The 18,282-nt window shown below is 42.7% G+C and carries 17 protein-coding genes; 14 read left to right on the forward strand and 3 right to left on the reverse strand.

Annotated elements, in window-relative coordinates; translation table 11 throughout:
* The first annotated feature begins 151 nt into the window (after positions 1-151).
* On the forward strand, positions 152-829 hold the full coding sequence (locus OIT90_RS14215; RefSeq protein ID WP_394722367.1) for a hypothetical protein: 678 nt from the start codon (positions 152-154) through the stop codon (positions 827-829).
* 357 nt (positions 830-1,186) lie between these two features.
* Positions 1,187-1,945, forward strand: a complete 759-nt coding sequence (locus OIT90_RS14220) for a YqcI/YcgG family protein (RefSeq protein WP_059374380.1) — start codon at positions 1,187-1,189, stop codon at positions 1,943-1,945.
* On the opposite strand, the gene OIT90_RS14225 is transcribed toward OIT90_RS14220, so the two are convergent.
* On the reverse strand, positions 1,940-3,289 hold the full coding sequence (locus tag OIT90_RS14225) for an amino acid permease (RefSeq protein ID WP_064498613.1): 1,350 nt from the start codon (positions 3,287-3,289) through the stop codon (positions 1,940-1,942). The two genes, OIT90_RS14220 and OIT90_RS14225, sit on opposite strands and share 6 nt — an antisense overlap.
* 79 nt (positions 3,290-3,368) lie before the next feature.
* On the opposite strand from OIT90_RS14225, the gene OIT90_RS14230 reads away from it, so the two are divergent.
* From OIT90_RS14230 to OIT90_RS14270, 9 genes are all read left to right on the forward strand, one after another.
* Positions 3,369-3,965, forward strand: coding sequence for a DUF1989 domain-containing protein (locus OIT90_RS14230; RefSeq protein WP_047202087.1), 597 nt, complete (start codon positions 3,369-3,371; stop codon positions 3,963-3,965).
* 198 nt (positions 3,966-4,163) lie between these two features.
* A complete protein-coding gene (gene nadE, locus OIT90_RS14235) occupies positions 4,164-4,985 on the forward strand; it encodes an ammonia-dependent NAD(+) synthetase (protein ID WP_410558869.1) in 822 nt (273 codons plus the stop codon).
* A gap of 515 nt (positions 4,986-5,500) precedes the next feature.
* Positions 5,501-6,358, forward strand: coding sequence for a citryl-CoA lyase (locus OIT90_RS14240; protein WP_410558870.1), 858 nt, complete (start codon positions 5,501-5,503; stop codon positions 6,356-6,358).
* Positions 6,355-7,788: an aldehyde dehydrogenase family protein gene (locus OIT90_RS14245; RefSeq protein ID WP_474892655.1), complete on the forward strand. Its 1,434-nt coding sequence runs from the start codon at positions 6,355-6,357 to the stop codon at positions 7,786-7,788. Before OIT90_RS14240 ends, OIT90_RS14245 begins: the two co-directional genes overlap by 4 nt.
* 66 nt (positions 7,789-7,854) lie before the next feature.
* The gene (gene aroD / locus OIT90_RS14250) at positions 7,855-8,571 is read left to right on the forward strand and encodes a type I 3-dehydroquinate dehydratase (RefSeq protein WP_047202225.1); all 717 of its coding nucleotides are present in this window, start codon (positions 7,855-7,857) and stop codon (positions 8,569-8,571) included.
* 37 nt (positions 8,572-8,608) lie between these two features.
* A complete protein-coding gene (locus OIT90_RS14255; RefSeq protein WP_224930183.1) occupies positions 8,609-10,369 on the forward strand; it encodes a thiamine pyrophosphate-binding protein in 1,761 nt (586 codons plus the stop codon).
* 23 nt (positions 10,370-10,392) lie between these two features.
* Entirely contained in the window at positions 10,393-10,773 is a 381-nt protein-coding gene (locus OIT90_RS14260; protein ID WP_039176346.1) for a cupin domain-containing protein, read from the forward strand.
* 124 nt (positions 10,774-10,897) lie between these two features.
* Complete coding sequence (locus OIT90_RS14265) at positions 10,898-12,100, forward strand: CaiB/BaiF CoA transferase family protein (RefSeq protein ID WP_081378194.1); 1,203 nt, start codon at positions 10,898-10,900, stop codon at positions 12,098-12,100.
* A 45-nt stretch (positions 12,101-12,145) separates the two neighbouring features.
* Complete coding sequence (locus tag OIT90_RS14270) at positions 12,146-13,459, forward strand: MFS transporter (RefSeq protein ID WP_474892656.1); 1,314 nt, start codon at positions 12,146-12,148, stop codon at positions 13,457-13,459.
* Positions 13,460-13,503: 44 nt separating this feature from the next.
* Here the strand turns inward: OIT90_RS14270 and OIT90_RS14275 are convergent, their stop codons facing one another.
* Complete coding sequence (locus OIT90_RS14275) at positions 13,504-14,862, reverse strand: hypothetical protein (RefSeq protein WP_474892657.1); 1,359 nt, start codon at positions 14,860-14,862, stop codon at positions 13,504-13,506.
* Positions 14,863-15,010: 148 nt separating this feature from the next.
* On the opposite strand from OIT90_RS14275, the gene OIT90_RS14280 reads away from it, so the two are divergent.
* Positions 15,011-15,784, forward strand: a complete 774-nt coding sequence (locus OIT90_RS14280) for an IclR family transcriptional regulator (protein WP_039176354.1) — start codon at positions 15,011-15,013, stop codon at positions 15,782-15,784.
* Between the two features lie 85 nt (positions 15,785-15,869).
* Entirely contained in the window at positions 15,870-16,427 is a 558-nt protein-coding gene (locus OIT90_RS14285) for a shikimate kinase (protein WP_003214270.1), read from the forward strand.
* 39 nt (positions 16,428-16,466) lie between these two features.
* Here OIT90_RS14285 and OIT90_RS14290 read toward each other — a convergent pair whose 3' ends face one another.
* Entirely contained in the window at positions 16,467-17,240 is a 774-nt protein-coding gene (locus tag OIT90_RS14290) for a class I SAM-dependent methyltransferase (RefSeq protein WP_474892658.1), read from the reverse strand.
* A 116-nt stretch (positions 17,241-17,356) separates the two neighbouring features.
* Here OIT90_RS14290 and OIT90_RS14295 point away from each other — a divergent pair, with 116 nt between their 5' ends.
* Positions 17,357-18,274, forward strand: coding sequence for a LysR substrate-binding domain-containing protein (locus OIT90_RS14295; protein ID WP_064498638.1), 918 nt, complete (start codon positions 17,357-17,359; stop codon positions 18,272-18,274).
* Positions 18,275-18,282: the final 8 nt, after the last annotated feature.

An 18,282-nucleotide genomic window follows, 5' to 3' on the forward strand; every position in this document is an offset into this window, starting at 1 on the left:
TGAACAAACAGGCTGATTATTCAGTCTGTTTGTTTGATTTGGTGTTATAAATATACTGATTTTTTAGGTAAAATTAGGTCTTTTTTCATTTGAATGGATAATTTAGGGGTGTTAGGGTTAGGGTATAATTAATTGAAAGGAAGATATGTTTATGTTTAAGAAAGTAAGTATTTTGTTAGTGGTAGTATTGATATTTTCTACAATTCTTCCATCATTAAGTGCTATGGCAACAGCTAAGGCATCTGAATCAAAAGCTCACGATTTTGATCCTAATAATTTTTTATTAATTGAAACAGGAAAAAATAAAACAGTGTTTAATGTTATTGAAAGCGATAACGAAGTCTATGAATATGAAGTTATTACTAAAAATCCAGATAAAGAAAATGAAAAAATTCAGGTTAATAAGTATTCAATTAAAAATAGTAAAAGAAATGATTTAATCGAATCGACAGAAGAGTTAGTAAATAGTAAACAAAGTATATCTACAAGTGCATCGTGTAAAGGGAAAAATGGAACTCAAATAAGTTGGGCAGGAACTAGAGCGACTCTATATTTAGATTCATGTACTACTAAAAAAATAGTAAATATAATAGATGGTGGTTATGGATCAACTGGAGCTATAGCCAGTATAGCTGGTGCTCTTAAGGCTACTGGAAAATTTGCGAAGTTTGTTCCTTATATTGGTGCTATTTCTGGCATATTATTTTTTGCAGGTTCAGCTATAAAACTTATTTCTGGAAATGGGAAGTATGGAATAGGTTATCATATGGTGAGAAATCCATTAACAGGTGATATCTATCATGCTAACGGAATTCCATGGAGGCAGTAATGTGAGGATATGAGGAGTTGAATTGTACATTGTACAGATTTTTACTAATATTAGCCACGTTCATATTTATATTTAATTTGTTTATATTTCCTACATTTTTCAAGATTGAACCAAGTTCTATCGGTACTTTTGTTGGCTTGGCGATATTAATTATTATTATAGGGAAACTTCTAAACAAAATATCATGAAGTTTTGTTAACACAGATCAGAATTTAAGAATGAGACCACTAAATAAAAAGCAGGCAAACTGAAGCCTGCTTCTTTTTTTGATCAAAAACTAAGTCGTTTCAGGACAGTCACCACAGCCATTTCCACCTCATAGGCTGTGGAGAAGACGCTAAAACGAGGTGGAAGGAAATGGCCCAGCTGTATGCAAAAAGTTGCCTTGATCAAAATCTACGATCACTAGAAGAATGGAAGCAGGATGCTTTCAAACAATTTGGCGAGATGGTCGGAGATGAAGCAGATACATTCCCTTGTGTACCCGGAAGACAGGGATTTTTTCTCGATCATTTACGCTATGGATTTGTTGGTGACCCGAGGGAAGAGGAAGCAGTGGATGAATTAGCCCAGCTGCTTAAAGAATATCAAAGCTGTGCGAAAGAAACCGGTCAATATGCTTCATTTATCTGTTTTTTTGAAACACCGCAGGATTTAAAGGAAAGTTCGCTTGAAGAGTTTGAGCAGCAGTTTTGGTCGCTGCTTCAACGGCTGCATCATAAAGATGAAGAACCATGGCCTGAGGAGATTCCGCTAGATACTCATCATCATGAGTGGGAGTATTGCTTCCATGGTGAAGCGTATTTTATTTTATGTTCCACACCTGCTCACAAACTCAGAAAAAGCCGCCACTTCCCTTATGTCATGATGGCATTTCAGCCTAGATGGGTGTTTGAGAAATTGAATGGATCGACCAAGTTTGGACAAAAAATGAGCCAGCTCGTTCGCAAGCGGCTCAAAGCATATGATGAGGTCAGTGTTCATCCATCATTAAAATGGTACGGGGATCCGACCAATCATGAATGGAAGCAGTACTTTCTCCCAGATGAAGAGGCGGAGAAACCAGCCTCCGCCAAATGTCCATTTACTGCATTAAAAAACATGATGAAATTATGATGCGGTTTGATCCTGTTTCCACTTTTTTCTCATAAATAGCACCATGACGGCAATCACTGCAATGATTCCAAGGCTGATAAAAAAGCCAGGTCGTCCGCTTGCCTCTGTTAATGTGCCTGAAACGGCGGCTCCAATTAAGAGCAGCGCAAGAATCATTTCACACGTTTGGCGAGTGGATGGCTTGGATAGCTTTTTACTTGAGAACAGAATAAAGATCCATGTATACAGCAAGGTAAGACCGGCTGCTGTTGTGAGATGCTCGTAGATGTGTTTGGACAAAAAGAGTGCAAGCAAAATCGAGACAATTAAGCCAGCAGCAGTTAAGATAATCGAAGACCATCTCACATGCGATGGATCTTTTTGTTTAAAGCAAGCAGGTGCATCCTGATGCTCTGACATTGTGCCGAGCAGCGTTGTGACTGCATAGAGAGAGGCAACCAATGTCGAAAAACCGGCAATGATAAAAATGCCATTAAAGATATGAAGAAAGATCGATAAATGAAACGGCTCTAATGAAGTAATAAATGGACTGCTGTTCTCATTAAAGGCTGTCACTGGGACAAGCAAGAGAGCAAGTCCGATTGAGACGATATAGATGACTGCTAGAATGATCAGCATGACACGTCCAGCCTTTGCTGCATCTTTCGGGTCCTTTAAATGAACCGCCATCAGCCCCATGACTTCAATTCCCCCAAAAGCATAAAACGCATAAATCAAACCATTCCAAAGACCAAGCGGACCAAGAGGCATCCATTCGTGATCCTTATTAGGAAGATGAAGGGTCGGTTTATGTTCTGTCAAAATGCCGAATAATACAAGCACCGCAAGAATCATAAATAGAAAAATCGCCGCTGTTTTCAGTACCGCCAGAACATTTTCTGTCTTTTGAAAAGAAGAAAGCCCTATGATAATGACAAGCAGGGCAAGAGCAGAATAAATCGCAGAAAACACCCAAAGCGGAACAGAAGGAAACCAGTGACGGGTAAATAGAGAAATGGCGGTTAACTGACTTCCTGTAATCAGCATTTCTGCAAACCAATACACCCAGCCATTACTAAATCCTGCCCAGCGTCCGTATGCTTTACGAGCATAAGAACAAAACGACCCTTTATCAGGATTATCGGCTGTCATCGCAGCCAAATGTTTAAAAACGAGATACGTTCCGACCGCAGCAAGCAAAAAGGAGATACAGACGGAATAACCGGATTTTGTAATGGCGATGCTGGAGCCAAGGAAGAACCCAGTGCCAATTGTACAGCCGACTCCGATGAGAGAAAGCTGCCACCAAGATAAAGATTGTTCTTCTTTCAATGCAAGTGCAACACCTTTCGATTTCAATGACATTAGCTTGTGACCACCTCTTTTTTTTATACATGATCAAGGGGACATTTTGGGCATACTGTCATGGAAAGGAGTGCATGTGATGAACGGAGAATACGTCATTTTACCGAAGGGTAGACTCGGCTTTCGTTTAGGAAAAGGCCAATGTATGCGAGTGGTTGATGTCGAAGGCCAGCAAGTAGCAGATGTGATGGCCTATCATGAAAAGGATTTTTATGAAAAATTTGACCAAGGTGCCACAATGGATAGCCTATTTTCATCCAAAGTGAAAAAAGGCGATAAGCTCTATTCTAATTTATATAAACCGATGTTTACGATCATTGAAGATACAGTAGAATGCCATGATTTATACATGCCCGCCTGCCGGCAAGAAATGTATCAGCTATTATACGGCCGGACGCACTTGGAGGTCATGCATACATGCTACGACAATTTGCGGACTGCCTTTGAGCCCTTTGGAATTCCAAAGGAGGATATGTATTATCCTTTTAATGCCTTTATGAATACAGTCATTGATGAAAAAGGAAAGCTGTCTGTCGAGCTGCCAAAATCGCTGCCAGGTGACTACATTCGCCTGAGGGCTGAAATGGATCTCATTGTGGCCGTGTCCGCTTGTCCTGCTGATATTGGGAAGTGTAATGGTTCAAGCTGTACATCTATACGGGTAGAAATCGATTAAAAAAGAAAAGGACCAGTCCATAAAGACGTGGTCTTTTTCACTTGTGAATGTTTGATCATCTTAGAAATAGGGGAACGTCTAACAAAATGTTCTTGATGAAAACATGGTATAATGGAGATTCAAAAAACGTTGTTAAATCAATGAATTGTGTGTAAAACCTGTTCTCTTCATGTAGAGGATGCTTAGGAGGAAAAGTGTATGAGTTTGCAGAAAAAGATCAGCCAAGAGTTGCATGTGCAGCCCTCAATTGACCCAAAGCAGGAGATCGAAAAACGGGTTGGATTTCTAAAGGATTACTTGAAAAAAACCGGGGCAAAAGGATTTGTACTCGGCATTAGCGGCGGGCAGGATTCAACGCTTGCCGGACGTCTTGCACAGCTTGCTGTCAGTGAGCTTCGTCAAGAAGGAAAAGAGGATGCAGTCTTTATTGCGGTACGCCTTCCGCATGGTGTGCAGCAGGATGAAGATGATGCACAGCTTGCTCTATCATTTATTCAGCCAGACAAGTCTTGGAAATATGATATTGCACCTGCCGTATCAGCATTCAGTGATCAATATCAAAAGGAAACAGGCGGCCCATTGTCTGACTTTAATAAAGGGAATGTCAAAGCACGCATGAGAATGATCGCGCAATATGCTGTCGGCGGTGAGGAAGGATTGCTTGTCATCGGTACAGATCATGCAGCTGAGGCAGTAACCGGCTTCTTCACGAAGTATGGTGATGGCGGTGCAGATGTTCTTCCGCTCACAGGTCTGACAAAACGCCAAGGTCGGACGTTACTCGAAGCGCTAGAAGCACCGGAACGCCTGTATTTAAAGAAACCAACAGCCGATCTGCTGGACGACAAACCTCAGCAAACGGATGAAACAGAACTCGGCATTACGTACAATGAAATTGATGATTACTTAGAAGGCAAACCAGTGTCAGATCAAGCAGCAGAAGCGATTGAAAAGCGCTATGTTCAATCAGAGCATAAACGCCAAGTACCCGCTTCTATGTTTGATGATTGGTGGAAATAAAAAAGAGACCTCTCCAGATGGAGAGGTTTCAGCGTGTAGGCAAACCCTCGCATTCGGTGTCAGGTCTGCGTGCCGGTGCTCACGAATGTCACATTCGCTCCGCGCCGGTACTCGTCCTTCCTAGGGCTGCAAAGGTTTTCTATCACGCTGAAAAGAAGACAAAGGGCTAAAATAAAGATCATTTTAGCCCTTTGTCAATAATCAGAGACCTCTCCAGATGGAGAGGTTTTTTATGTCGAATTTCAAGTGGGTTTGACAAAATAACCAAAATTTCATTAAATTAGTAGAACGATATACTTAAGTCCATTTCACTAAATATCGGTTTTTTTGATCAAAAAAAGCAAGCATCATTAGTTCGATTCACTTAATTTCATTTCTATTGACAGTATTTTCAGAAAAAATGATTGACGAAGAAAAAGAATGCGCTTACAATGAAACCACATTCCGAAAAGTGAAATTAGATTCCACTGGATGGAATAAAGGGGTGGTTCACCTCCAAATAAGAAGCTAAAGGAATGATGGACACAATGAAAAATCGAAGTGCACTGGAAATTTACAAAGAGGGAGGCGCTTGGTGGGAGACTGAGATTAGTCATATTCAAAAAAATTCAATTGAACTTCGAGGGTATCCGATTGAAGAACTGATTGGTGAATTTTCGTATCCACAAATGCTCTATTTACTGCTTGTTGGTGAATTATTGGATGATTCAAAAGCAGCTCTTTTTGAAAGTGTTCTTGTCGCAGGTGCGGACCATGGACCAAGGGCGCCATCTATTGCAGCAGCCAGAATGGCGGTGACTTGCGGCATTTCGTTTAATTCCTCTGTTGCAACAGGGGTGAATCTATTAGGTGACATTCATGGCGGAGCCGGAGAGAAGGCCATGCGTATGTTATACGAAGCCAAAGCGATCTATGATGATCAAAAGGATGTACAGTCTGCGGCAAAGCAAGTGTGCCAAACATGGTTAACTCGCAAGGAAAAGATTCCGGGAATCGGACATCAGCTTCATGATGATGATCCGAGGGTGAGGCGTCTATATGAGCTGAGTCACACATATGTCCAGCAAGGTCTTATCAGCGGGACATATTTACGGTTAGCCGAAGCGATTAGACATGAGCTTGAACAGCTGAAAGGGAAGAAAATCACGATGAATATAGATGGTGTATCTGCTGCCATCCAATGTGAATTAAACATTCCGGCAGAAGCAGCAAAAGGCATTTTTTCCTTATCCAGAGGAATGGGCATCGTGGCGCATGCATATGAGGAGCTGACAAAGGGAGCCCTCGTGAAGGGACCTTGTCCGAATGAAGAAAGATTGGTTCGTTATGCAGGGCATGGAACGCGGCACTTGAAGGAGGGAGAAAAAATTTGAGTGGTTTCAAAGCGTTGTCATATATAAACGGCGAGTGGCTGGATACCGATCGTGTCAAAACTGATATCATCAATCCTTACTCAGGAGAAAGGATCGGTACATCCTATCTCGCCTCATCAGAAGACATAGAACAGGCACTTTCTAGTGCGCAGCATGCTAAAAAACAAATAGCGGGAATATCGGCAATCGAACGCTCAAAGCTTCTAACAAAAGCAGCCACCTTACTTGAAGAACAAAAAGACCACTTTGCAAAACTGATTTCGCTAGAACTAGGCAAACCACTTAAAAATACAAGAGATGAAGTGTCGCGATCAATCGAGACGCTGGCGCAGTCGGCGGAAGAAGCGAATCGATTAATAGGTGAGACCATTCCTGGCAATGTATCATCGCGTGGACAGGGAGCAATGGCCATGACATTTAAAGTACCAGTCGGAGTTGTGCTGGCGATTACCCCTTTTAATGCACCGCTCAACTTAATTTGTCACAAAGTCGGTCCAGCCTTTGCGGGAGGGAATGTCATTATTTTGAAGCCTGCACCGCAAACATCAGCTGTTGCCACAGCGTTTGTCAAACTCCTTCTAGAAGCAGGATTTCCTGAGGCTGGATTGCAGCTTGTAATTGGCGGAGTCGAGGCTGGGAAACAGTTAGTCACTGATGAAAGAACGAATCTCATCTCTTTTACCGGCGGGGCTGCCGGAGGCGAACATATTACAACCTCTGCGGGATTAAAAAAGGTACTGCTCGAACTCGGAGGGAATGGAGCGACAATTGTTCATCACGATGCAGATATTGAACAAGCCGCATCCCTTTGTGCCAAAACAGGCTTTAGTAATTCCGGTCAAAGCTGTATTTCTGTTCAAAGAATTTATGTCCACCAGCAAATTATGCCGTCGTTTACTGAGGTATTAAAACAAAAAGTAGAGCAGCTTGTCGTTGGAGATCCGCTGTCTAGTGAGAGTGATATCGGCTGTATGGTTGATGTCCAGGCCGCGCAGCGTGTTGAGGCATGGATACAAGAGGCAGAGAGCATGGGGGCTGAGCTTTTATATGGGGGAAAAAGAAATGGAGCGAGCATCACACCGGCTATTTTGTTAAACCCTCCGAAACAGGCCAAGGTTGTCTGTGAGGAAGTGTTCGGCCCGGTTGTCAGCGTTCTCCCTTATGAGGAGCTGGAGGAGGCAATCAAAGAAGCAAACGATAGTCGATATGGGTTGCAGGCAGGGATCTTTACGAATCAGCTGGATGTGGCATTACACGCTGCAAAAGAGCTTGAAACAGGCGGTGTTGTCATCAATGGGACATCGAATTTTAGACTGGATCATTGGCCTTATGGTGGGATTAAGCGAAGTGGTCTTGGAAGAGAAGGTCCGCGTTTCGCCATCGAGGAGATGACCGAAACCAAAATGGTCGTGCTCCCAAATGGTCTGTGAAAGGAGCGTAGGGATGTGAATGCATTTCAACAAAAAGTAAAAAGTGTGCAGACAGGCGGTCAGCCAATGATTTGTACGCCGCTCATCGGACAAACAAAGGAAGAATTGTTTCATGAGGTCGAGGTGTTAACAGAGAAGAAGCCTGATGTGATCGAGTGGCGGGCAGATTTTTTTCATCACCTTCATGACAAGGAACAAGTGATAGAAACCCTTAAGGGAATGGTAGAAAAGGCAAAGGGCATCCCATTTTTATTCACCATTCGCTCTGAAAAGGAGGGCGGTGAAAGTATATCACTCTCAGAAACTGAGAAGGTTTCTTTGCTTGCTAAGCTTTGTTCCACACAGCTTGTGAACGCTGTTGATTATGAATTGATGCAGGATGTGGCACATATACAGCAAGTCAGTCAGGCGGCTAAAAGAAATGGCGTCACCTTGATTGTGTCGTATCACGATTTCCATCGCACCCCTGAAATAGATCGTCTCGTGCAGCTACTCGTCAATGCAGAATCAGTGGGCGCCGACATCGCAAAGATCGCAGTGATGCCGCATTCCTATGACGATGCATTAACACTGCTCTCAGCGACCAGCCATGCGAAAAAGCAGCTGTCAATTCCCGTGATTTCGATGGCGATGGGGGAATATGGGGCTTTTACAAGAATGGTTGGCGGACTTTTTGGATCTGTCATGACCTTTGCTGTAGGGAAAGAAAGCTCAGCTCCCGGGCAAGTGGCGATAAAGGATTTGAACAGCATTCTATCTATTGTGTTTTCAAAGAATAAGTGAGTAGCAGATTCAAGCTGCACCGTGAGAGGAGAGAAACATGAAGAAGAATATTTCTACACAGGTTATTCAGTACTTAGAAAATCGGGGAGTCGAGCATATTTTCGGTCTATGCGGTCATACGAATATTGCTTTTTTATCAGCGCTTGAAAAAAGCTCGATTCAATTTGTAAATGTCAGACATGAACAGATAGCGGCACATGCAGCAGATGGTTATGCGCGAGCAAAGAAACAGACGGCTGTTGTTCTCAGTCATCTAGGTCCTGGACTCACCAATGCGGCAACAGGGGTAGCGAATGCAGCACTTGATTCCATTCCAATGGTTGTCATTGCAGGAGATGTCCCAAGTCATTACTACGGAAAGCACCCACACCAAGAGATTAATCTTCATTCCGATGCCTCTCAATACGAAATTTACCGGCCGTTTGTGAAAAGAGCATGGCGAGTCGATATTCCAGAATTATTTCCAGAGATTTTATCAAAAGCATTTCAGTTAGCTGAAAGCGGCCGTCCTGGCCCGGTGCTTATTTCTGTTCCGATGGACGTTTTCTCAAAAGATCTAGATGTGTCCCTGTTTGAACAAATGAACCATCATACACACACCATTGAAAAACCTTCTATTGATGATCAAACGGCCAATCGGATATTAGACCGATTGCTGCAGGCAGAAAGGCCGCTCTTATATGTAGGGGGAGGCATTTTATTAGCTGATGCAGCTGAAGAATTAAAGGCATTTTCTGACCATCTAAGTATCCCTGTTGCTCATTCTTTGATGGGGAAAGGAGCCATGCCGGATGATCACCCAATGACCCTTGGAATGACGGGGTTTTGGGGGACAAAATTTATTAATGATCAGTGTAAAGAGGCGGACTATATATTGGCTTTAGGGACCCGTTTTGCTGAAGCTGATGCGAGCTCGTGGGAATCGGAGTATACGTTCAATTTCCAATCAACCAAGCTCATTCATATTGACATTGATCCGAATGAAATTGGCCGGAACTACCCTGTTGAAATTGGAGCGGTAGCCGATCTCAAGCAGGCACTGACCGTACTCAATCGCGTGGCGAAAGAAAGGCTGCCAGAAGGTATCGATCGCCCTGAACTGAAAAAGGACATTGCGGCATATCGTGAGGAATTTCAAAAGAGCAATTTGACGAATATTCAAGACGAGTCTTTCCCAATGAAACCGCAGCGTATTTTGCAGGAAGTGCGGGAAGTGTTGCCGCCAGATGCTTTCATTACAACAGATGTTGGCTGGAATAAAAATGGGGTAGGACAGCAATTTCCTGTATTCACTCCAGGAACAATTTTAACCCCAGGCGGTTTTGCAACAATGGGATTTGGAGCCCCTGCCGCACTTGGAGCAAAGATTGCCCAGCCTGACCGTGTCGTTGTGTCACTCGTTGGAGACGGCGGATTTGGTCAAAATCCATCCGTTCTTGCAACAGCCGTTGAAGAAAACATTCCTGTTGTGTGGATTGTGATGAATAACAGTGCGTTTGGCACAATAGCCGGCTTGCAAATGGCGCACTATGAAACAACGTACGGCACTGTTTTTAGAAAAGGTGGAGAAAGCTATTCTCCGGATTTTGCTGCCATTGCGAGAGGTTATGGAATGAAGGGGATTAAAATCACTTCTGCGTCTGAATTCAAAGAAGCTTTGGCTGAAGCCATTGCCTCTCAGGAGCCTTGCGTCATTGATGTAGCGATGAAAAATGATCCTGTTCCTACGGATGGACATTGGAATATTAATGACATTTATTCACCAAATACAAAACGCTCACATGTCAGTGTGAACTAAACATTACTAGGGAGGAATCAACAATGAAAATTAAAGTATTGAATCCGTTTCAAGATGGGAACCCATTATGGTTAGGCTTAGATCGTCCAGAGGAACAAATGATTCGAAAGGTATTTCAAACGATTACACCAGATACCGTTGGATCAGAACATATGATGGCGGGTCTCACCATTTTTGAACCAGGGGAAGCAAGTTCAGTGCACAATCACCCGGGTTCAGAGGAATTTGATTTTGTGATTAAAGGGTCCGGCGAAGTCATTTGTGATGGAGAAAGGCAGCCCTTTAAACAAAATGATTTTATGTTCATTCCTGACGGTGTCCCGCACCAGCATGTGAATACAGGCGATGAACCTTTATGGCTCATTTGGCTCTACACGCCGCAAGGGCAGCTTCCGAAGGATTAAAAACCTGCACCGGTGAGCCCTGCTTTTGAATCATCAGGGCCTTACGGGTCAATCAGAAAGATGAAAAGGGCTAAATTAGAAATGATTTTAGCCCTTCATCACTTGAATGAAAGGGAGTCAAGCAATGAATATGAATACACCGCTCGAAGGAATAAAAATATTAGACGTCTCTACAATGATCGCTGCACCCTATGGCGCGGTGCTTCTAGGGGATTTTGGAGCAGAAGTCATCAAAGTCGAGATTCCTGGTAAAGGCGATACGCTGCGGCATGTCGGCCCTTTTGCAGATGGGGAACCACTTAGATGGTCAGGTCTCTCACGGAATAAAAAATCCCTTACACTGGATCTGCACAAAGACGAAGCAAAAGACATTTTTAAAAAGCTTGCAGCTCAGGTCGATGTACTGATCGAAAATTTCCGTCCTGGAACACTCGAAAAATGGGGCGTTGGGTATGATGTGTTAAAAGAAATCAACCCTCGTTTAATTATGATTCGTGTATCGGGTTATGGTCAAACGGGCCCGTTTAAGGACAAGGCCGGATTTGGAACGCCAGCGACGGCGTTTAGCGGCTTTACATATATTCAAGGGTTTCCAGACCGGCATCCAGTCAGCCCTTCATTTTCTCTAACTGATTATATTGCTGGCATCTATGTGGCATTTGCTACTGTGACAGCGATGTATTACAGGGATACACATCCAGAAGGAACGGGGCAAATGGTGGATTTGGCCCTCTATGAATCTGTGTTTCGTATGTTAGAGTTTTTGGTTGCAGAATATGACAAGCTTGGGAAGGTGCGTGAGCGTTCACCGGGGCTAAGTGGTCATTCAAGCCCTGCTGGAACCTATGAGACAAAGGATGGGCATTATTTGGTTCTTGTAACAAGTACAGATTCGACCTTCAATCGATTGGCTGAGGCGATGAATCGATTAGATTTATTAGAGAATGAAAAATTCGCGGTTAATGCATCCAGGCTGAAGCATAACAAAGAAATGGATGCGATTGTTTCGCAATGGATCGCGTCGAAAACAAGGGATGACGTATTAGAAATTCTAGATACTCACGGTGTCCCTGTGAGCCCGATCTTAAGTATTCGGGATATTTTTGAACATCCACAATTTAAAGCAAGAGAGAATATCGTCGAAGTGCATCACCCTCGACTTGGAAAAGTGAAGGTGCCTGGGATCATTCCGAAATTTGAAAAAACACCTGGAAGTATCCGTCACATTGCACCTGATTTAGGCGAACATAATTATGAGATTTTAACAAATATGCTTGGCTTAACAGAAGAAGAGTGTAAGCAGTTAGAAGAAAAAGGGGTTATTTAAGACGTTCAACCGAACCGCACGCTGCGGAAACAAAGGAGGATGGTTATGAAAGTGCATTCAGAACTGAAGGGGAATGAATTGCAGCCCGCATATGTGAAACCAACGAAAGCCCGTTTTGGCATATTGATTCTGTTGTTTTTTATTACCGCTATTAATTATATTGATCGAGCCAGTGTGTCTATTGTTGCGCCTGCTATTCAATCTTCATTGCAATTAAATCCTGCTTTATTAGGTCTGATTTTTTCGGCATTTAGCTGGACATATACAGCGATGCAAATTCCAGGCGGTTTTATTCTCGATAAATTTGGCTCAAAGGTAACGTATGGGATATCACTCGTTACTTGGTCTATTTTTACAGGCTTACAAGCGTTTGCGAACAGCTTTGCCTTTTTATTTGGCTGCCGTTTGTTTATTGGGATTACAGAATCTCCCGCATTTCCTGCAAATAATCGTATTGTCACTACATGGTTTCCAAGGCGGGAACGGGCTTTTGCAACAGGAGTATACACAGCTGGAGAGTATGTGGGTCTTGCATTTGCGACACCTCTTCTTTTTTGGATCATGACGACTTTCGATTGGAGAACCGTCTTTATTACGGCAGGTGCGCTCGGTATCATATTTGCTTTCTTTTGGTACAAGTATTATCACGAACCGAAAGAGCATCCGAAGGTAAATAAAAATGAGTTAGAATTAATCCGGCAAGGCGAAGGGCTGTCAGTAGCCTCACAGGAGAAGCTGAAATGGGCAGACTTTGCCGCCCTTCTAAAATATCGTAAATTGATCGGGCTCTATATTGGCCAATTCTCTGTTGCGTCTACATTATTTTTCTTTTTAACATGGTTTCCGACCTATTTAGCAGAGGCGAAAAATATGGCGTTTCTCAAGGTAGGTTTTGCTGCATCTCTTCCTTATATTGCCGCATTCTTTGGGGTCTTGTTTGGAGGTTATGTGTCTGATTGGCTGCTTAAAAAGGGCGTATCAGTGAATGTAGCGAGAAAGCTGCCGGTAGTGGTTGGCTTGCTGATGACGAGTACCATTGTTTTAGCAAACTTTACAACGAATATCCCGCTTGTGCTGACCATTTTATCCATCGCTTCATTTGCGCAAGGACTGTCTAATATCTCTTGGACGATGCTGTCCGAGGTGGCACCGAGGGAAATGGTTGGGCTTGCTGGCGGCGTATTTAACTTTTTTGCTAATTTAGCTGGGATCATCACTCCGCTGATTATCGGATTCATCGTGTCGGCGACAGGCTCTTACAACGGGGGAATTTTATTCGTCAGTTTAGTCGCATTAGGCGGGGCATTGTCGTACATTTTCATCGTAGGTAAAATTGAACGTATTCAATTAAAACCGTAGCGGGAAAGCAAAAGAGAACTCATATCAAGACGAGTTCTCTTTTTTTATGAATAAAAAATAACGGTGATAACTGTTGCACATGTGATACCCATGATGATATAAAAGCCAGCAAACCAAATATTCCACCGCGTGATACGGTAAGGGTTGACCTTCATCAAATCTGCCAATAAGGAGACAGAAACATTAAAAGGGCTAAACATAACAGTTGATGTGCCAGCAACGATCAGCATGATAGCAATGGGAAGAGCAGGCAGTTCATGAATGACAGGTGTCATCATGCTGACTAATAAAGCAAGCGAGACGAGCGGGTGAAAACCGCAAAGAGCGGTGATCAGAAAATATAACCCAATGACACAATAAACCCAAATGGCATGGTCTGCTATACTGACAATAAATGCTTGAATCGGCTGCATACTGTTTGTGGCAAGTAGCATATCGACAAAGAAGCCGGCACTTAAAAATAGACACATATAGTTGGAGAGCTGATTGGTTCTTTCTTTCCAATGAGGCACAGAGACCGCTATATATTGTTTTCTTTTTTTGATAACAGATGAGAATAATAGAGCAAATGGAATAATCGTCAGTACCACAGCGAATAAATAGCCTTTTCCAATCCATGCATCGACAAGTGAGACGGCTGTCATAAAACTCAGCAGCATGAAAGAGAGCTGAAGGGTTTTTCGCTTAATTCGATGAGGGTTGGAGTTTGTTTGTGCTGACTGAATGATGTTTGGTAATCGTTTGCTTTGCCGAGAAAAAAGCATCCAATCTGTCGCCAGCACCACGATCATTAAACCAAAAGTAATGGGTGCAATTTGATAATATTTTAGTTTGGTTGCATCAATGGTGACGCTGACTAGCACTTCAACAGGACTCCAGCTTAAACATAATGCATATGACCTTAAGAGGTTGCGTGTATAAAGATGTTGCTGCACCTGTTTTTTTAGGGATTCCAGCGACGGTTTGAGTGATGTATATAGTAAGGGGATCGTCGCGATATTTAAAAACATGCCAAGAATATGAGTGACAAATGAACTCTTGCGATAAAGCTGGTTTGGACTCGTTGTATGCAGTGTGAGCAGTTTATTTAATTGTGTATCGAAATGTCCAACATGTATGAGAGAATGAATAAAAGGCAGCATGAAAAATAGAGAAAGCAAGCCTAGCATGGAATGAAAGTGAAGAACAAACGTATGCAATGGCTGGCCGGATAAGAAGAATAAGAACAAACCAATGATGAGAAACACAGCACCTGTTCTCAAATAAAGCCCACTGGCTTTCTTAAAAGAAATGGTGAGCGAGATAGCGGCCAGCAGACCAACAAAGTAGGAGAGTATGGGAGCAGGAAATAGTTGATGAACAATATATAAGCTAATCAGAAGTGTAAAAACGACCAGGTACATTCAAATATCTCCTCCATCAAACATCTTCAATTGATTTTATTCCGTCTAGTAGAATTTGTTTTCTTTTAGTGGAACATTTAAAATGGATTATAGCAAAATCGATCGTTTATGTCGATAAGAAATCAAAGGGGAAAAGGAGAAAGTGAACATGGCTGATAAGAAGTCAAAAGAAGAATCAGGACTGCGTACGGTTCAGCGCGCTTTGGATATTCTTTCTTGTTTTAGTGAAGAACGTCAAGAGCTGACGCTAACGGATATTTCAAAAGAGATGAATTTAGCAATGTCTACGACAACGAGACTGCTCAAGGCACTTGAAATGAATCATTTTGTGGAAAAGAATCAAGAAACAATGAAATACCGATTGGGTCAAAGGCTTTATCTCCTCGGGTACATTGCAGGGAAGTCCATTCAATTGAGAGAACTGGCTAAACCACTCATGTACGCACTTCGTGATGAAACAAAGGAAACCGTCAACCTGTATGTACTCGATTCAACAAGCAGGGTTTGTATTGAACAAGCGGAAGGGCTGCAATCGATTCGGCATCTTGTCAAGATTGGTGAGAAGCTGCCATTATACGCAGGTGCAGGCGGAAAGGTATTATTGGCATTTCAAAGTGAAGAATTTCAACAAAAAGTATTTGCGGCTGAGGCTGATCATGTGATGGGAGACGACTGGAAAAAGGAACGTAAACATATTCTTGACACGTATACTTCTTGCAGTATCGATGAACGAGAGGTAGGATCTGCGGCAGTAGCGGCACCAATCTTTAATATTCATGGGGAAGTGAAAGCTTGTTTATCCATATCTGGTCCAACCCATCGGTTTACTGAAGAAGTCATTCCCCAGTTGCAGCAAAAAGTGAAAGAACAAGCACAGAGGCTCTCTGAACAGCTCGGCTACGTCGTTAAACACAATTTTTAAGATGGTCTATCTTTTCGCGCTCCATTTATCATATAATAGAAACATTATGTAGCATTCCTTGTCGTAGGGAGGACGTGTCACGACCATGAAAATCAATAGAGAAATTCCTGTAAGACAGCGGAATATTGTCCTCATTGGCTTTATGGGTGTTGGAAAAACAACCATTGGGCAGCTGGTTGCCAAAAAGCTATATAGAGATTTTATTGATGTCGATCAGGAGATTGAGAAAAAGTACAACATGACGATTCCAGAGATGTTTCAGCAAAAAGGAGAAGCATTCTTCAGGCAGGCTGAAAAGGATTATATCGTCGATTTATGTGAACATACACAGCTCAAGATCGTTTCCCTTGGAGGCGGTGCATTCAAACAGGAGGAAATCAAACGCGCCTGCTTGAAGCATTGTACCGTTCTTTTCCTAGACCTGTCTTGGGAGAATTGGAAGCAGCGGCTGGATATTTTAATCGAAAATCGCCCTGTTCTTCACAACCGGACGCTTGATGAGATGAAAGAGCTGTTTGAAGAACGCCGGGAAATTTATTCTCTTCATAACTCCAGAGTGGAAACAGATCATTTAGAGGCTGAGGAAGTCGCCAATTATATTGTGGACACACTCAAGCTTGGCTGGGATTTATATTCGAAATAAAAAAAGTCTACCGTTTAGGGTAGACTTTTTTCTATCAGTTTAATGCTTGATTCCTTGAAGCAGTGCAGCTTTTAAACAGAAGGAAATAGGCTGATGCTGTGCATCGAATTGAAGCTGAAACAGCTGCTTTGTGTCAGAGTCTGCGGCTTGCAGGTGGGAAACGATCTCCTTTTGAACATTCTCTGGTGTGCGTCCACGTATAATCCAGTCCTGATAATCAATATGCAGATCCCAGTAACGAATATCTTCTTTAGTCAAATGGTTGTCAGCAAAGAGCTGTTTCCATTCTGATAACGAGCTTTCCCGCACATGAGAAGGGTCTCTCAGTCTATTTAGATGATTAATAAATGAATCCTGTGCAGGGTTTTCGGGTGCATAATGATCAACGAGGAGAAATTTGCCGCCTTTCTTTAAGACTCGACTGATTTCCGACATGGCTGCTGGAAGGTTTGGAAAGTGGTGAGCAGCAAATCGGCACGTCACTAATTCAAATGATTCATCAGAGAAGGGCAATGCTTCTGCGGCTGCCTGCTCAAAAGTAATGTGGTTCAGTTGGCGTTCTTCCGCAAGTGCTGCTGCAACCTCGATCATTTTTTGTGTGACATCTATGCCGATCCCTTTAGAGATAACGTCTGAAAAGGAAAAAACGGTATGTCCTGCCGCACAGCCAATATCAAGTAAATGCTCATGTCCCTTCGCATTTGCTGTTGTTTTCATCCATTCCAGCTCTTCTCCAGCAGCAAATATAGGTGAATCTCGATAGTTCTCGGCATTTTGTGAGAATTGGTTCTCTGCTTTAGCATATGGATTCATTTCTTTTCCCCCTTTGTGGTCTCTTTATCGTAGAATTCCTTCTGTTATTTGTCTAAGACATAAAAGATATGGCATGAATAGTTAAAACCTATGAGGTGATGAAAGTGGATATACGAATGATGGAATATGTCATTGAAGTGTACCGGCAGCAAAGTTTTACAAAAGCAGCGGATCAACTTCACATTGCACAGCCTTCTCTAAGCCAGCAAATAAAGAAGCTGGAAGAGGAATTAGACACACCACTATTTATTCGAAAATATGGACAAGTAACGCCCACACCTCAAGGGAGACGATTCATTAAAAGGGCTGAGAATATTTTGAAGGAAAGAGATGATTTGCTGCGTGAAATGGAAGAAGCAGCTTATGAAATCGGGAAAGAGCTGAACATTGGAGCGCCAGCAGTCACAGGGGGATATGTCTTGCCCGGTTTATTAAAAACTTTTTGTCAAACGTATCCTCATGTTCACGTTCAACTGATAGAAGAGTCTCCACGTGAGCTCGAAAAACTTCTATTGGCTGGAAAGCTGGATTTGGCTATTTTATCGATGCCTGTTGAGCACGAATCATTGAAAACGAAACAAATGCTGACCGAGCCGCTCCTTCTTGCAGTTCCGCAAGCTGCTCAGCCCTGGTTATCAGAGGCATTGAACGAGATCATTGAGCAGGCAGGGCAAAAAGAGACCAGTCACGAAATCGTTCCCTTTCAGCTTCTTGAAGGTATCCCATTTATTTTGCTGAAAGAGGGATACGGTTTTCGGCAAGTGGTCACAGAACTGTGCCGTCATCACGGTTTTCAGCCAAAAGTGGCTTTTGAAACAAGCCATATTCAAACAGCACAGGCATTGGTCAAAAACGAACTAGGGGTGACCGTTGTGCCGAAAATGGTGGCACAAGAGGATAGGAACCAAGTCACTTATTTGCAAATTGATTCATGCCCAACCCGCACACTTGTGTTTGCATATGTGGAAGAAAGGTATTTAACGAAAGCCGCTCAAGCCTTCATGGACCTATATCAGAATCAAGGGAAAGCTTAAACAAACGT

The organism is Bacillus sp. ABR, from assembly GCF_056172715.1.

Bases quoted from the DNA above. Each gene is read 5' to 3' on its own strand.
- OIT90_RS14225 (WP_064498613.1), bottom strand. From the start codon at position 3,289: ATGTCATTGAAATCGAAAGGTGTTGCACTTGCATTGAAAGAAGAACAA.
- OIT90_RS14255 (WP_224930183.1), top strand. From the start codon at position 8,609: ATGAAGAAGAATATTTCTACACAGGTTATTCAGTACTTAGAAAATCGG.
- OIT90_RS14295 (WP_064498638.1), top strand. From the start codon at position 17,357: ATGATGGAATATGTCATTGAAGTGTACCGGCAGCAAAGTTTTACAAAA.
- aroD (WP_047202225.1), top strand. From the start codon at position 7,855: ATGATTTGTACGCCGCTCATCGGACAAACAAAGGAAGAATTGTTTCAT.
- OIT90_RS14290 (WP_474892658.1), bottom strand. From the start codon at position 17,240: ATGAATCCATATGCTAAAGCAGAGAACCAATTCTCACAAAATGCCGAG.
- OIT90_RS14265 (WP_081378194.1), top strand. From the start codon at position 10,898: ATGAATATGAATACACCGCTCGAAGGAATAAAAATATTAGACGTCTCT.
- OIT90_RS14230 (WP_047202087.1), top strand. From the start codon at position 3,369: ATGAACGGAGAATACGTCATTTTACCGAAGGGTAGACTCGGCTTTCGT.
- OIT90_RS14280 (WP_039176354.1), top strand. From the start codon at position 15,011: ATGGCTGATAAGAAGTCAAAAGAAGAATCAGGACTGCGTACGGTTCAG.
- OIT90_RS14240 (WP_410558870.1), top strand. From the start codon at position 5,501: ATGATGGACACAATGAAAAATCGAAGTGCACTGGAAATTTACAAAGAG.
- nadE (WP_410558869.1), top strand. From the start codon at position 4,164: ATGAGTTTGCAGAAAAAGATCAGCCAAGAGTTGCATGTGCAGCCCTCA.
- OIT90_RS14215 (WP_394722367.1), top strand. From the start codon at position 152: ATGTTTAAGAAAGTAAGTATTTTGTTAGTGGTAGTATTGATATTTTCT.
- OIT90_RS14270 (WP_474892656.1), top strand. From the start codon at position 12,146: ATGAAAGTGCATTCAGAACTGAAGGGGAATGAATTGCAGCCCGCATAT.
- OIT90_RS14260 (WP_039176346.1), top strand. From the start codon at position 10,393: ATGAAAATTAAAGTATTGAATCCGTTTCAAGATGGGAACCCATTATGG.
- OIT90_RS14220 (WP_059374380.1), top strand. From the start codon at position 1,187: ATGGCCCAGCTGTATGCAAAAAGTTGCCTTGATCAAAATCTACGATCA.
- OIT90_RS14285 (WP_003214270.1), top strand. From the start codon at position 15,870: ATGAAAATCAATAGAGAAATTCCTGTAAGACAGCGGAATATTGTCCTC.
- OIT90_RS14275 (WP_474892657.1), bottom strand. From the start codon at position 14,862: ATGTACCTGGTCGTTTTTACACTTCTGATTAGCTTATATATTGTTCAT.